Genomic DNA, 13,618 nt, shown 5'->3' with positions numbered 1-13,618 from the left:
CCCCCCCCCCACCGCCCCGATTCGAGGGGGAGTTCGTCGATCGGACCGCCCGGATCCGCGCGTCCGACGACGGTGACCTCGCTCGGGGCGACCGGGTGGCCCGGCAGTGTCGGGACGACGCTCACGGACGGGTACGGCCCGCCCACCGCGGTGACGCCCGGCCGGTCGGCGGTGGCCCGCACCTGCTCCGGCGTCGCCTTCGCGGCGTCCACGCTCACGATCGCGTGGGCACCGCGCAGGTCGGCGAAGGCGTGGTCGAACGGTGCCGACGACGCGACCAGCAGCCCCAGGCCGAGCACCGAGGTCGCGCTCGCGAGCAGCACCACGACGGCGGTGACGACGGTTTGCAGGCGTCGTCGTACGACTGCCGCCCACGCGGCGTTGCGGACGGCCTTCATCGGGCGGCTTCCGCGGCATCGGGGCTGATGTCTCCCGCGGCTTCCCGCGCCGCCTCGTCCACCCGCCCGTCGACGATCCGCACGATCCTGCTCGTGCACGCCCGCGCGAGCCGCGTGTCGTGGGTGACCAGAAGCAACGCCTGTCCGTCGCGGTTGAGTTCGATGAGCAGGTCGGTGATGTGCCGCCCGGTCGCGGTGTCGACGGCGCCGGTCGGCTCGTCCGCGAGCAGAAGCGGCGGGCGGTTCATCAGCGCACGGGCGATGGCGACGCGCTGGCGCTGACCGCCCGACAGATGCGCCGGATAGGCGTCCGCGTGCCGGCCGATGCCGAGGTAGCCGAGCAGTTCGTCGGCGCGCGAGCGGGCCTCGCGCAGCGACGTGCCGCCGAGCCGGGCGGGCATGAGCACGTTGTCGAGCACGGTCAGGTCGTCGAGCAGGTTGAAAAACTGGAAGATCATGCCGATGTTGCGGCGCCGGAACCGGGCCAGCGCGGTCTCGGAGAGCCCGCCGAGGCTGGTCCCCGCGACGGTGACACTGCCCGAGGTCGGCCGGTCCAGGCCGGCGATCAGGTTGAGCAGCGTCGACTTGCCGCTGCCCGACGGCCCCATGACCGCGACCGCCTCGCGCTCGCCGACGGCGAGGCCGACCTGGTCGAGCGCGGCGGGGCCGGTCTCGTCGTACCGCTTGGTCACGGCGTCAAGCCGGATCACGTCTGTCATGGGCCGGGACGCTAGGTCGCGGGTCGGTGACCGGGCGTCCGCACGGGGAGCCAATCTGCGGTCACCCGCACGAGGTAGGCGGCTGCGGATAGCTCTCGCGAGGGACGCCGAGCGGTTCGGAGGCATGATGTGGGCGGCGCGGTGCTGCGGCGAGAATGCCCGGGTGACGCCCGAACCGCATGCGCTGACGACCCGTCGGATGTCCCGGCAGGTCTCGGCGTTCCTGCGGCGGCCGGGACCGCGCGGCGGCGACGGGCTGCTCGCGCTGGCGGCAACCGTGCTCGGTCTCTACCTGATGTACGAGATCACGCCACCCGTCGACGACCATCCTCAAGTGGTCACCGACGTCTACGGGACGCCGTTTTTGGTGGTGCCTCCCGACGAGGGCCCCCAGCCCTGGCCGGTCTCCCTGGGCGTGCTGACGACGGCGGCACTCGCGTGGCGGCGCAGGCGTCCAGTCACGGCCTTCGGCGTGCAGGTCTGCGCCATGCTGCTCTCCCCGGACAATCCCAGCATCGCCGCCATCGTGGCGCTGGCCGTCGGCGCGTATTCGGTCGCCGCACACGTCAGGCGCCTGCCCGTCGCGGCAGCGGTGATGGGCACGGCGACGCTCGCACTCGCGGGGCGGTTCCCCGATGACATCAGCGGCGGCCCGCCCGCCACGGTCGTCCTCGCGGTGATGGCCACGACATGGATCACCGGCCGCACGATCGGCACGTGGCGGACGCGCGCGGGCGCGTTCCACGGGCGGGCGCTGCGGGCCGAACGCGAGCGCGAAGTCGCCGTCGCCCGCGAACGGGCGCGAATCGCCAGGGAGTTGCACGACGTCGTCAGCCACAATGTCAGCGTGATGGTCATCCAGTCCGGCGCCGCGCGCATGGTCCTGCGCTCGGACCCCGACGGCGCCACCGAGGCGCTGCGCGCCGTCGAGACCAGCGGACGCGAGACCATGGCCGAGCTGCGCCACCTGCTCGACGTCCTGACCGCGCAGGACGGACGACCGGGCGACGGCCGCGCACCGGACGGCGACGCACTCGGACCGCCCCTCGCACCGCAACCCGACCTCACCCGCCTCCCCGTGCTCGTCGACCGCGTGCGCACCGCGGGACTCGACGTCAGCCTGGTGTCGAGCGGTGACGCGCGTCCGCTGCCGCCCGGCATCGAGCTGACGGCGTACCGCGTGGTCCAGGAAGCCCTCACCAACGCCTTGAAGTACGCCCCGGGCGGGCGCACCGAAGTGACGCTGACCTACGCGCCGGAGGCCGTGCACATCGAAGTCACCGACGACGGCCCGGCCGACGGACGGCGCCCCGAACCACTCGGCGCCGGACGCGGCCTGCTCGGCCTCACCGAGCGCGTCACCCTGCACGGCGGCCGGCTCGACGCGGGGCACCGGCCGACCGGCGGCTACCGCGTCCGCGCGTCCATCCCGGTGCCGGCCCCATGACCGGCGCCGCTCCGCTGCGCGTCGTCGTGGCCGACGACCAGGCCCTCGTACGCTCCGGGTTCCGCATGATCCTCGCCGCCGACGGCATCGACGTCGTCGCGGAGGCCGCGGACGGGGACGACGCGTGCGCGGCGGTCCGCCGTACCCGCCCCGACGTCGTCCTCATGGACATCCGCATGCCCGGCCTCGACGGCCTGGAAGCGACCCGCCGCATCATGGCCGACCCGTCCCCGGCCCTCGACGGGCGGCCGTGCCGCGTCATCATCCTGACCACGTTCGACCTCGACCACTACGTGTACGAAGCCCTCAACGCGGGAGCGAGCGGCTTCCTGCTGAAAGACGTCACACCCGAGCAACTCGTGGCTGCCGTACGCCTGGTCACCTCCGGCGACGCGCTCCTCGCACCGACCATCACCCGCCGCCTCGTCGAACGCTTCGCCCGCCCCGCCGCACCGCCGCCGTCCGCCCACCGCGACCTGGCCACGCTCACCCCGCGCGAATTGGAGGTCCTGCGGCTCCTCGCCCGGGGAATGAGCAACGCGGAACTCGCCGCCGCCCTCACCCTGAGCATCGAAACCGTCAAGACCCACGTCACCCGGATCCTGACCAAACTCCACCTGCGCGACCGCGTCCAAGCAGTCGTCCTGGCCTACGAAACAGCGCTGGTGACCCCGGGCACGCCTGCTTCACCGAGCTGACGTGCCATCAACTGTTCTTACCCCGCCGCCGCTGCACCACGACGGTCAGCATGAGCAGCGGGAACAACACCGCGCAGACGACGAAGGGGCCGCCGACAACCAGACAGAAAAGCCCCATGAACACAAGCAGGACCAACGGAGTTCCCGCTCCCGTCCCCGCGAACGCCTCGTCCTGCCCGTGCTTCACCAGCCAACTCCCGGTGTCCTTCCGCAGCAGCCGCGCCTCCACCATGCGCCCTTGCGCGCACCCGCCTTCGAGATGCACCCGCACCCCGACCACCGTTGCGCCGCCACTTCTCGGCCGGAAATCCCCATAGCAGTGCCGCTCTTGCCCGCCCCTGCCCTGCCTGACGTTCTCACTGTGTGTGACCGCCACCGTGCCACGCTCCCCGTACCACCCGAATGCCGCCCCGACCGCCTTCGCGCTCCTCCCCGGAACATCCCAGGCAAGCTGCACAAAGAACCATGCGATAGGCACACAAACCACCCACGCCACCAGCAGTCCGAGGACGCTCCCCTCCCGACCCCCCGCCCACCGACTCACACGCACCCGAACCAACCCCTCGCCGCTCTCGCGCTCGAACTCCCCCGGCATCGCCGGTCGTCGGCATCAGGACGGCGGGCACGGCTCACTCGTCGACCCAGAAGGAATCCGGTGCCGTGTGGAGCACCACGGAAACCACAAGCGCGACGAGACCGAGCATGAACCCGCTCCCGGCACTTGCCGTCAGCAGCGACGGCTCGTCATTCGACCGCGTACGCCGCAGCACGACGACGCCGCAGCCGATCGCGACGATCTGCGCCAGCGGAACCCGCAGCCACAGCAACGCCCACGAGGCCGCTCCGGAAACTACGGACACCGCCGCAAGCACTCGACTCGACGGCGCTTTCCAGGCACGCTTCGGCCCGAATGTCTCCATCGCTGTCCCCCGACCGACGACGTGTGCGGAGGCCCAGAATGACGACGGGCGTATGCCCGGTCAAGAACCGATGAGTTTCATCCCGCTCCCCAGTCGGAACTGATGGCTGGTACACCCCGGCCCCCGAAACCGCACCCGAGACAGCGAGGACCCGATGACCCGCCCCCTGATCAGCACCGCTTTCATCTCACTCGACGGCGTCATGGAGGCCCCGGGCGGCGAGCCCGGCTACCGGAACTCGGGATGGACCTTCAAGGATGTCGAGTTCCTCCCCGAGGCGTACGAGATCAAGGCCCGGGAGCAGGAGGAAGCCGGCGCGATGATGATGGGCCGTGTCAGCTACGAGGCGTTCAGCCCCGTCTGGCCCGGCATGACCGAGGAGTTCGCCCGCTACAACGCGATGCCGAAGTACGTCGTCTCCACCACCCTCACCGACGACGACCTCGTCTCAAATTGGGGCGAGACGACGATCCTGCGCTCCCTCGACGAGGTGGCCGCCGTGAAGAACACCGAGGGCGGCCCGATCATCATCCACGGCAGCGCCACCCTCAACCGGGCCCTCTCCGACGCCGGCCTGATCGACCGCTACCACCTCCTCGTCTTCCCCCTCCTCCTCGGCGCCGGCAAGCGACTCTTCAGCGCCACCGACAAAGACACCCAGAAACTGAAGCTCATCGACCACAAGGCCTACGCCAACGGCCTCCAGATGAACGTCTTCGACGTCATTCACTGAGAGCCCCTCACGAACCCACCCACCCCCCACCGCACTTCCCCCCACAACCCCCTTCGGACCGACCAAGCAGGGCGCCTCCCCCAACGGAAGGCGCCCTGAGCCGTCCCCGCGCTCACCGATCGCCCGATCACGGAGTTCGGGCGTTCCGGGCGGTGGCGGACTCCCCGCGCGAGAACGAGCCGCCCGAGTCCGCGCGCCTGTACGGACCGCGAAACCCTGAGTGCTCTCCGTCCGACGCCGACGATTCACAGTCCCGCGGCGGGCGAGGCACGCAGAGGCCCTGATGACGCTCGGGCATCAACTCGCACGAGGATCGCCATACTTCGCCGCTGCACTCGGACGCGAGGCACGCAAAAGGCCCTCTCGATCTTCGAGAGGGCCTCTGAGCTGGTGCGCTCGGCAGGATTCGAACCTGCAACCTTTTGATCCGTAGTCAAATGCTCTATCCGTTGAGCTACGAGCGCCGGTCGGTGCGACGAGAAGAACCATACAGGATCTGCGGCTGGGGTTGAAATCGATTACCGGTTGGGGGCTGGAGGGGTGGTGGTGGGTGTTCGCTGAGAGCGAAAGGTGGGGTTTGGTGGGGGAATGGGGGTGGAGGGGCCGGTGCGGCACAAGTCACATGGCCGGATGGGCCCGGGGAACAACGCAAAGCGGCCCGTCCGGTGGGCCGGACGGGCCGTGAGTGCGGAGGCTCCGGGATTTGAACCCGGGATGGGGTTGGTTACCCAAACCGCATTAGCAGTGCGGCGCCATAGACCAGACTAGGCGAAGCCTCCATCGGTGTATCCCGACGGCGGATAGATTACCCGCCCGGTCAACGCTGGGGCAAAATCAATGCGATAGTCGGTCGTGACATGCCTCCGGGGGGACGGGCAGGATGGGCCGGTCGGCGCAGTCAAGGGGAGCTTAAGGAGGTACGCGCTTCGTGAGCAGCAGGCCATCTCGGGGCGCTGCTCGCCTCGCTGCCATACTCGACGCCCTTCCCGATGCGCTCCTGCTGGTGAACCGCAACGGCACGGTCGTCAACGCGAACGCGGTGGCGTTGGAGGCGTTGGAGGCACCGGGCACACCGATTGTCGGGCGCGGGTTGCTGGACCTGCTGCCGACGTTCGACCGCAGTCGCATTCCCGGGTCGGTCCGTGCCATGGACGTCATGGGCGACTCCCGGACGAAGCCGACGCGCATGACGGCCCGGCGGACCGACGGTTCGCTGTTGCCGGTCGAGGTCACGAGCGCGAATCTGCCGGGGGCGTACGACGACGAGTTGCTGATGATCGTGGTGCGCGATCTGACCGGCTCGATGGACGTGGAGTCCGAACTCCAGCGCCAGCAGCGGCAGACCGAGATGATCCTGCGCGCGGCGTCGGAGGGCATCGTCGGCATCGACGCCGACGGGTCGATCGTGCTGGTGAACCCGGCCGCGGCGCGCATTCTGCGGCACCGGGCCGGCGATCTGGGCGGGCGTTCGCTGCACCAACTCCTCATGGCGAAGCGGGCCGACGGTACGCCGCTTCCCCCGGACGAGTGCCCGGCTCTGGTGACGCTGAAGACGGGCAAGAAGCAGCGGCTGCGCGATCAGGTGCTGTGGCGCGGTGACGGCGAGTCCGTTCCGGTCGAGATGACGACCGCGCCGATCCTGCTGGGCGAGGCCGTGGTCGGTGCCGTGATGACCTTCACGGACCTGTCGCGCGAACGGGCGCTGGCCGAACAACGCGACCAGTTGGCCGAGTTGCTCGACACCGAGCTGCTGTCGCGGTTCGAGGCGTCACGCGCGCGGCTGAAGACCCTCGCGGACGGCAGCATCGGCGAACTCGGGCCGAGCGCGCGGCGCGTGGTACGCCAGGTCGCCGGCGAGCTGGAGGAAATGGCCGGGCTGAGCACCGAGGTCCTGGAGCACCAGCGCGGCGAGAAGAAGGAGACCGCCGAGCGGGTCGCGGCCCTGGTCGACGACCTGTTGGACCGCGCGCTCGAAACGGTGACCTATCCCGCGCGGGCCGCCGGGGTGGAGTTCACGGTGACCGCGTCGCCCGTGGGTGTTCAGGTCGACGTCGACGCGATGACGCGGGCGCTGGGCCACCTGATCGCGGACACGGTCGGTGCGGTGCCCAAGGGTGCGACGGTCGTCGTGACGGCGGCGCAGCGCGACAAGGTCGCCCGGATCGAGGTCCGCGGGCCCGCGAGCCGCGGCAGCTCCGTCCACGTTCCGCTGGCGCGCGCGATCATCGAGGCGCACGGCGGCACGGTCGAGGTGCAGAAGGCCGAGGGCAGCAGCACCTACGTCGTCGAGTTGCCCGCCGATGAGGAGGCCGCAGCCAAGGCGCGGCCCAAGGACTCCGGCGAACCGGGCTCGGATCGCGCTCGGGCTCGCAAGCGGGCGCGGACGTCACCGGCGGTCCGGCCTGGAACGACCGCCGGGTCCGGAAGCGACAAGTCGGGGAACGGTCCGGCCGCCGAGGCCGCGAAGCCGGGCGGCGACGAGCGGCCCGACGCGGCAGACCGGAAGGAAGCCACCGGCCGCCCGTCGTCCGGGGGAGAAGACGCGGGCGGGGCGCCTCCCGCCGTGCGCACCGACCGGGGCACCGGGCTCGAACCCGCACATCCGTCCGGACCGCCCGCACCGCCCGCCCCCGCGCGGCCGAAGCCGATCGCGCTCCCGGCCGGCGAATCGTCGGCGGGTGCCGCACCCAACGGCGGTACGCCGCAGACCGGGCCGTCCGGGCCCGCCTCCGCCGAGGCCGCCGGCGGCCGTCGCGCCCGGCGCGCACTGCCCACCGGGCCGAGCGCTCAGGACGACCCTCCGGGCGCGCCCGACTCCCCTGCCGAGGACGACGGTTCCCGTACCGCGCAGGAGAACGCCCCCGGCGGCCCGGACGCCGCCGCCGAAGGGGACGACGCCGCCGTGCCCGTGCCGCCCGGCGTACCGGCCCGGGTCAACGGCCACCACACGCGGCACATGGCCCGCGCCCGGCACCACCTGTCGACGCCGCCCGCACCCGTGCCGTCCCAGTCGCGCCTGCCCGGCGGGCCCGGGGCCGGCGGCCGGGGTACGAGCGTCCAGGACCGGCCGGGCGCTGCACCCGCCGGAGTACCGGGCACGGACCTCGCACCCACCGAGTCGCGGAAGCCGCCGGAACCGACGCCTCTGCCGCCGGTCGACACGGACGCCCCGACGGCGCTGATGCCGCCTCTGCCGCTGCCGCCCGCGGGCACCCCCGCGCCGCCGCAGGTCCCGTATCCGCCGCAGGCGCTGCCGGGAGGCGACACCGGCGAGGTGCCGCCTCAGCCGCCGCCGTCCGGGCGCCGTCGCCGGGCCATCGCCACGGGCCCGGGGCAACAGCCGCGCGATCCCGGGCAGTTGCCCGGCCCGCCCGCCGCCGGGCCGCCGGGCGCCTATCCGGCGCCGGGCAATGCCGGCGCGTCGCCCGCGCAGCAGCCGTACCCGCCACAGCCCGGGCCGTACGGCCCTCCCGGCCTGCCAGGAGCTCCTCCTCCGCAGGACAGCGGCCACCACGCGGCCCCCGGGCACGGCGTCGACCCGCATGCCCCGCACCCGCACGGTCCCGACAGCATTCACAGCGCCTACCGCGAGCCGGGCGCGCGCCCCGAACCGCTTCCGCAGCGGAATCCGGGCGGTACCCCGCATCCCGGAAGCCCGGGAGGCTACGCCGACCACGCGTCGGCGTTCGCGCCGCCGGCGCCTGCACCGCCGGGTCCGGCCGCTCCACACGGGTCCGGTTCCGCCGTCGCGCCGCTGCTGACCGCGCTCGACATCGACACGCCTCCCCCCGGCGAACTCGCGGCCGTGGACCCGAACTACCCGCCGATGGTGGCGCCCTCCCCCGACGGTCAGCCGCGCCGCCTGCTCGTGTGGCCGGCACCCGACGGCCCGACGTCCGGCGCCTTGGTCGAGCGCGGGTGGGATCCCGTGTTGGTGCGGTCGCGGGAGGAAGTGAACATGCAGGTGAGCGCCCACCCCGCGGCGCTCTTCGTGGACCCGCTGACCGGCCCGATCACCCGGACCGCGTTGCACTCGCTGCGTACCGCGGCGACGGCGGCCGAGATCCCGGTGCTGGTCACCGCGGGGCTCATGCAGGCGACCCGCGATGCCGCCTTCGGCGCGGATCCGGCGGTGCTGCTGCGCTCGCTGGCTCCCGCGGACAGCGCCGGGCAGGCGTCGCGCGTGCTGCTCGTCGAGGCGAACCACGACATCGCGACCGCGTTCACCGGCTCGCTGGTGCGGCGCGGCATGGATGTCGCGCATGTGACCTCGGAGAGCGAGGCGGTGTCGAAGGCCGCGAGCGTCGAGCCGAATCTGGTGGTCCTCGACCTCATGCTGGTGCGCCGGCGCCGGTTGGGCATAGTCGACTGGCTGCGCAACAACAACCGCCTGCACTCGACTCCGATCGTGGTGTACACGACGGTCGACATCGCCGAAGAGGACCTGCCGCGCCTCCAGACGGGCGAGACGGTGTTGTTCCTGGCCGAGCGTTCGACGCGCGAGGACGTGCAGCAGCGGGTGGTCGACCTGCTCGGCAAGATCGCCTCACTGGTCTGAGCCGGACCCGATGCACACCGAGGACCGGTCCGCCGATCACTTCGGCCAGTTCTCCAACAGCACGTGCAGGGCGTCGAGCGAGCGTTGCCAGGAGTCCTCCACGGCCCGCGGGTGTCCGAAGCCGCCGCCGAGTTCGAGGTGGACGAAGCCGTGGAACGCGCTGCGCAGCAGTCGGCCCGCGTCGGTGAGGTCCGGTTCGCCGAGGCCGTACCCGCGCAACATGCCGTACGTGAGTTCGACGCTGCGGCGGAGGACCTCGGTCTCCGTGACCTCGCCGGGTTCGAACCGCATCTGCGTCGCGGCGTAGCGTCCCGGGTGGTCGAGGGCGTAGCGCCGGTAGGCGTCGGCGAACGCGACGAGTGCGTCCTTGCCGGCGCGGCCCGCGACGGCGTCGGCGATGCGGTCGGTCAGTTCCCGGGCGCTGAGGAGGGCGATCCTGACGCGCAGGGCGCGCAGATTGTCGACGTGCGAGTAGAGGCTGGCGTCCTTGACGCCGAAACGGCGGGCGAGTTCCGACAAGGTGACCTTGTCGAACCCGGCCTCGTCGGCCATTTCCGCCGCCGCCTGGGTGAGCCGGGCGGCTGTGATGCCCGCACGCGCCAAACGACACCTCCCACGCGAGCCGGCACCGAGCGAAACGCCTGAAACCTAGCAGCTCCAGATTTTGCGCGGCCCGACGACCGGCCCCGTCCCCGTCCTCCGGCGATGCGTCAGATCCGCTCGACGTCGAGTTCGTCGTCGCCGTACTGCCGGCGGATCACCTTTTTGTCGAACTTGCCGACGCTCGTCTTCGGCACCTCGGTGACGAGGCTCCACCGTTCGGGCACCTGCCAACCGGCCACGCGTCCGGCCAGGAACTCCTTGAGCTCGGCGAGGCCCGTGTCCGTTCCGGGGCGCAACACGACGGTGGCGAGGGGTCGTTCGCCCCACTTCTGGTCGGGCACGCCGACCACGGCCGCCTCCGCGACGTCGGGGTGGGCCATGAGGTGGTTCTCCAGTTCGACCGACGAGATCCATTCGCCACCCGATTTGATGACGTCCTTCGCGCGGTCGGTGAGTGTGAGAAAGCCGTCGCCGGTCAGCGTGCCGACGTCGCCGGTGCGCAGCCAGCCGTCGTGGAACCGGTCGCCTTCGGCCGAGTCCGCGCCGGTCTCGCCGCCGAGGTAGGCGCCGGCGATCCACGGGCCGCGCACCTCCAGTTCGCCGACCGATTCGCCGTCGTGCGGCATGAACGAGCCGTCCGGGCCCACGAGTCGGGCCTGCACCGAGGCGGGCATGCGGCCCTGGGTGACGCGGTACGCCATCTCCTGGTCCGGGGTGACCCCTGCGGGGGGACGCGCGACCGCGCCGAGCGGAGACGTCTCGGTCATGCCCCACGCGTGGGTGATCCGCACACCGTGCCGCTGCTCGAAGGCCTCCATGAGCGCGGGCGGGCATGCCGAGCCGCCGACGACGACCTCGCGCAGCGACGAGACGTCCGTCTTGTGCCGGTCGAGGTGGTCGAGCAGGGCGGTCCAGATCGTCGGCACCGCGGCGGCGATCGTGGGTTTCTCCGCGGCGATCATCGCGGCGAGCGGTTCGGCCTGGAGGAACCGGTCCGGCATGAGCATCGAGGCGCCGGACAGCATCGCCCCGTAGGGCAGCCCCCACGCGTTGACGTGGAACATCGGCACGACCGGCAGCAGCCTGTCGCGCGCCCCGATGCCGAAGCCCTCGACCGTGCAGACCTGCATGCTGTGCAGGTAGGTCGAGCGGTGGCTGTACGCGACGCCTTTGGGCCGGCCGGTGGTCCCGCTCGTGTAGCACAGCGCCGCGGCGTCGCGCTCGTCGATGTCGTCGGCCCAGTCGAACTCGGTCGGTCGCCCGGCGATCAGCTCGTCGTAGCGGTGGACCGCCTTGCCGCGGCCCTCCAATGGGGCCAGGTCCGCGTCGCCGGTGACGATGACGTGTTCGACCGTACGGAGCGCGGGCAGGGCGGGCGCGAAGAGCGGTACGAGGCTGCCGTCCACGACGAGGACCCTGTCGTCGGCGTGTTCGGCGATGTAGACGAGCTGGTCGCCGGGGAGCCGCAGGTTGAGGGTGTGCAGAACGGCGCCCATCGACGGCACCGCGAGGTAGCACTCCAAATGCTCCTGGTTGTTCCACAGGAACGTCGCCACCCGCTGGTCGCCGGTCACGCCGAGTTCGCGCAGCGCGTGGGCGAGTTGCGCGACGCGTCGGCCGACCTCGGCGTACGAGGCCCGCCGCGGCTCGCCGCCGGTCCAGGTGACCACCTGGGAGGTGCCGTGCACGGTCGTGCCGTGCCGCATGATCCGCGCGATCGTCAGCGGCACGTCCTGCATCGTGCTCAGCATTGGGGACCTCCCGGTGGTCTGCTCTTCCCCCGGCAGGTGTCACCGGCGGTATGGCGGAGTACCAGGATTGTGCTTCCCCGAGCGGGCGATGTCAGCCTCGCGCGACGGCCTTTTCCGGCAGCGCGGCAGGCGCCGGAGCCGGATCGTCGCCGGCATCGTCGTCCTCGCCGTCGCGCAGCACCACCTCGCGGATCGCCAGCACCGCGATGAACCCGGCGAGCGTCACCGGCGCGCCGACCAGGAAGACGGTGTGCAGCCCCTGCGTGAAGCCGTCGATCACCGTGTCGCGCAGCGGAGCGTCGAGCGCCTGGATGGCGGACGGGCTGCCCAGCAGGTCGCCGACGTCGGTGCCGGCGGGCGGCGCGAGGTCGCGTTCGCGCATCAGCGCCGGAATGCCGGAGTCGAGCCGTGCGCTGAGGACGGCACCGAGCACGGCGACGCCGACCGCGCCGCCCATCGAGCGGAAGAACGACGCGGCGGAGGTGGCGATGCCGATGTCGTCCGTGTCGGCGCCGTTCTGGATCGCCAGGACAAGCACCTGTGTGGACAGCCCGAGTCCGACGCCGAGCACGAGCATGTGGAAGCCGGCGAGGGGGAGCGGCGTCCCGACGTCCATGCCGGACAGCAGGAGCATCCCGAGGGCGATCAGCGGCAGGCCGATCAGCGGGAACACCTTCCAGCGGCCGTACCGCGTGATGAGCCGGCCGGAGGCGATCGACGCGGCCAGCATGCCGAGCACCATCGGCAGCGTCATCAGGCCCGAGCGGGTCGGGCTCATGCCGCGCACGATCTGGAGGTATTGCGGCAGGTAGATCATCGCGCCGTACATCGAGAAGCCGGCGAGGAACGACCCGATGCCGGCCAGGTTGAAGGTGCGGCTGTGGAACAGGTGCGGCGGCAGGATCGGTTGCTTCGCGCGGCGCTCCTGCCAGACCGCGCCGGCGCCGAGCACGACGGTGATCGCCACGAGGGTGTATGTCGTCCCGGAGTTCCAGGCCCACTTCTGCCCGCCCAGCGACAGCGCGAGCAGCACCGCGGTGACCGCGCCGCTGATGAGCGCCGCCCCCAGGTAGTCGACGTGGACGGAGCGGCGCACATAAGGGAGCTTCAGGACCCGCTCGACCATCACGAGCGCGGCGACCGCGAAGGGGATGCCGACGTAGAAGGTCCAGCGCCAGCCCAGGGCGTCGGAACCGACGAGGAAACCGCCGATGAGCGGGCCCGCGACGGTGGCGACGCCGAACGCCGAGCCGATCCAGCCCGAGTAACGGCCGCGTGTGCGGGGCGTGGTGACGTCGGCCATGATCGCCTGCGTCAGCGCGGTGATGCCGCCGACCCCGACGCCTTGCGCGGCGCGGGCGGCGATGAGCTGGCCCATGGTCTGGGCGAGGCCGGCGAGGGCGGAGGACACCGCGAAGACGATGAGCGCGATGCGGAACAGCCGCTTGCGGCCGTAGAGGTCGGAGAGCTTGCCCCACAGCGGGGTGGACGCGGTGGTGGTGAGCAGGCCCGAGCTGGCGACCCACGCGAGCTGGTCCTGGCCGCCGAGGTCGCCGACGATCGTGGGGAGCGCGGTGCTGATGACCGTGCCGGATATGCAGGCGACGAAGAGCGAGACGAGCAGGACGCTCATCACCTTCATGATCTGACGGTGAGTGAACTCCCCGGGCGCTGCCTCGGGTTCTCCTGACGCTGTGCCGCTCGCGATCGCTTGCATCGCCCCACCCCAAGTTCTTTGTTTCGTGCAACTAACATACAGGACGTTAGTTGCGGAAAGCAACATCGGGGGAA

General features: G+C 71.6%; 10 protein-coding genes, 2 tRNA genes and 1 pseudogene. 4 read left to right on the top strand and 9 right to left on the bottom strand.

Annotation, left to right across the window (positions count from 1 at the left end; all coding sequences use genetic code 11):
- Both ACRX5W_RS25490 and ACRX5W_RS25485 read right to left on the bottom strand, forming a co-directional pair.
- Nucleotides 1-398: pseudogene (locus ACRX5W_RS25490) on the bottom strand (ABC transporter permease); the annotation flags it as partial.
- Nucleotides 395-1,117 carry an ABC transporter ATP-binding protein gene (locus tag ACRX5W_RS25485; protein ID WP_436790633.1) on the bottom strand — a complete coding sequence of 241 codons (723 nt, stop codon included), beginning with the start codon at nt 1,115-1,117 and terminating at the stop codon, nt 395-397. The gene ACRX5W_RS25485 and the pseudogene ACRX5W_RS25490, both read right to left, overlap by 4 nt.
- Nucleotides 1,118-1,280: 163 nt before the next feature.
- Here ACRX5W_RS25485 and ACRX5W_RS25480 point away from each other — a divergent pair, with 163 nt between their 5' ends.
- Together ACRX5W_RS25480 and ACRX5W_RS25475 are read left to right on the top strand one after the other, a co-directional pair.
- On the top strand, nt 1,281-2,564 hold the full coding sequence (locus ACRX5W_RS25480) for a sensor histidine kinase (protein WP_436790632.1): 1,284 nt from the start codon (nt 1,281-1,283) through the stop codon (nt 2,562-2,564).
- Nucleotides 2,561-3,262 (top strand): response regulator, encoded by a 702-nt coding sequence (locus tag ACRX5W_RS25475; RefSeq protein WP_436790631.1) that lies wholly within the window; start codon nt 2,561-2,563, stop codon nt 3,260-3,262. Before ACRX5W_RS25480 ends, ACRX5W_RS25475 begins: the two co-directional genes overlap by 4 nt.
- Nucleotides 3,263-3,269: 7 nt before the next feature.
- On the opposite strand, the gene ACRX5W_RS25470 is transcribed toward ACRX5W_RS25475, so the two are convergent.
- Together ACRX5W_RS25470 and ACRX5W_RS25465 are read right to left on the bottom strand one after the other, a co-directional pair.
- On the bottom strand, nt 3,270-3,533 hold the full coding sequence (locus ACRX5W_RS25470; protein WP_436790630.1) for a hypothetical protein: 264 nt from the start codon (nt 3,531-3,533) through the stop codon (nt 3,270-3,272).
- A gap of 358 nt (nt 3,534-3,891) precedes the next feature.
- Nucleotides 3,892-4,122 (bottom strand): hypothetical protein, encoded by a 231-nt coding sequence (locus tag ACRX5W_RS25465; RefSeq protein ID WP_436790629.1) that lies wholly within the window; start codon nt 4,120-4,122, stop codon nt 3,892-3,894.
- A gap of 214 nt (nt 4,123-4,336) precedes the next feature.
- Here ACRX5W_RS25465 and ACRX5W_RS25460 point away from each other — a divergent pair, with 214 nt between their 5' ends.
- Nucleotides 4,337-4,915, top strand: a complete 579-nt coding sequence (locus tag ACRX5W_RS25460; RefSeq protein ID WP_436790628.1) for a dihydrofolate reductase family protein — start codon at nt 4,337-4,339, stop codon at nt 4,913-4,915.
- Nucleotides 4,916-5,303: 388 nt separating this feature from the next.
- Here the strand turns inward: ACRX5W_RS25460 and ACRX5W_RS25455 are convergent.
- Nucleotides 5,304-5,379, bottom strand: a tRNA-Arg gene (locus tag ACRX5W_RS25455).
- A 224-nt stretch (nt 5,380-5,603) separates the two neighbouring features.
- Nucleotides 5,604-5,694: transfer RNA gene (locus tag ACRX5W_RS25450), tRNA-Ser, on the bottom strand.
- A gap of 149 nt (nt 5,695-5,843) precedes the next feature.
- On the opposite strand from ACRX5W_RS25450, the gene ACRX5W_RS25445 reads away from it, so the two are divergent.
- The gene (locus ACRX5W_RS25445; RefSeq protein WP_436790627.1) at nt 5,844-9,473 is read left to right on the top strand and encodes a PAS domain-containing protein; all 3,630 of its coding nucleotides are present in this window, start codon (nt 5,844-5,846) and stop codon (nt 9,471-9,473) included.
- A 36-nt stretch (nt 9,474-9,509) separates the two neighbouring features.
- On the opposite strand, the gene ACRX5W_RS25440 is transcribed toward ACRX5W_RS25445, so the two are convergent.
- From ACRX5W_RS25440 to ACRX5W_RS25430, 3 genes are all read right to left on the bottom strand, one after another.
- Nucleotides 9,510-10,076: a TetR/AcrR family transcriptional regulator gene (locus ACRX5W_RS25440; RefSeq protein WP_436790626.1), complete on the bottom strand. Its 567-nt coding sequence runs from the start codon at nt 10,074-10,076 to the stop codon at nt 9,510-9,512.
- A gap of 107 nt (nt 10,077-10,183) precedes the next feature.
- Nucleotides 10,184-11,827 carry a long-chain fatty acid--CoA ligase gene (locus ACRX5W_RS25435; protein ID WP_436790625.1) on the bottom strand — a complete coding sequence of 548 codons (1,644 nt, stop codon included), beginning with the start codon at nt 11,825-11,827 and terminating at the stop codon, nt 10,184-10,186.
- Between the two features lie 91 nt (nt 11,828-11,918).
- Nucleotides 11,919-13,544, bottom strand: coding sequence for an MDR family MFS transporter (locus tag ACRX5W_RS25430; RefSeq protein WP_436790624.1), 1,626 nt, complete (start codon nt 13,542-13,544; stop codon nt 11,919-11,921).
- Between the last annotated feature and the right edge of the window lie 74 nt (nt 13,545-13,618).

The sequence above is a fragment of the Yinghuangia sp. YIM S10712 genome (genome assembly GCF_051388935.1).
Taxonomy (GTDB): Bacteria; Actinomycetota; Actinomycetes; order Streptomycetales; family Streptomycetaceae; genus Yinghuangia.
This window is presented reverse-complemented; position numbering and strand designations above follow the sequence as displayed.

Coding starts and splice junctions, on each gene's coding strand:
- ACRX5W_RS25485 (WP_436790633.1), bottom strand. CDS start 1,117: ATGACAGACGTGATCCGGCTTGACGCCGTGACCAAGCGGTACGACGAG.
- ACRX5W_RS25475 (WP_436790631.1), top strand. CDS start 2,561: ATGACCGGCGCCGCTCCGCTGCGCGTCGTCGTGGCCGACGACCAGGCC.
- ACRX5W_RS25460 (WP_436790628.1), top strand. CDS start 4,337: ATGACCCGCCCCCTGATCAGCACCGCTTTCATCTCACTCGACGGCGTC.
- ACRX5W_RS25435 (WP_436790625.1), bottom strand. CDS start 11,827: ATGCTGAGCACGATGCAGGACGTGCCGCTGACGATCGCGCGGATCATG.
- ACRX5W_RS25430 (WP_436790624.1), bottom strand. CDS start 13,544: ATGCAAGCGATCGCGAGCGGCACAGCGTCAGGAGAACCCGAGGCAGCG.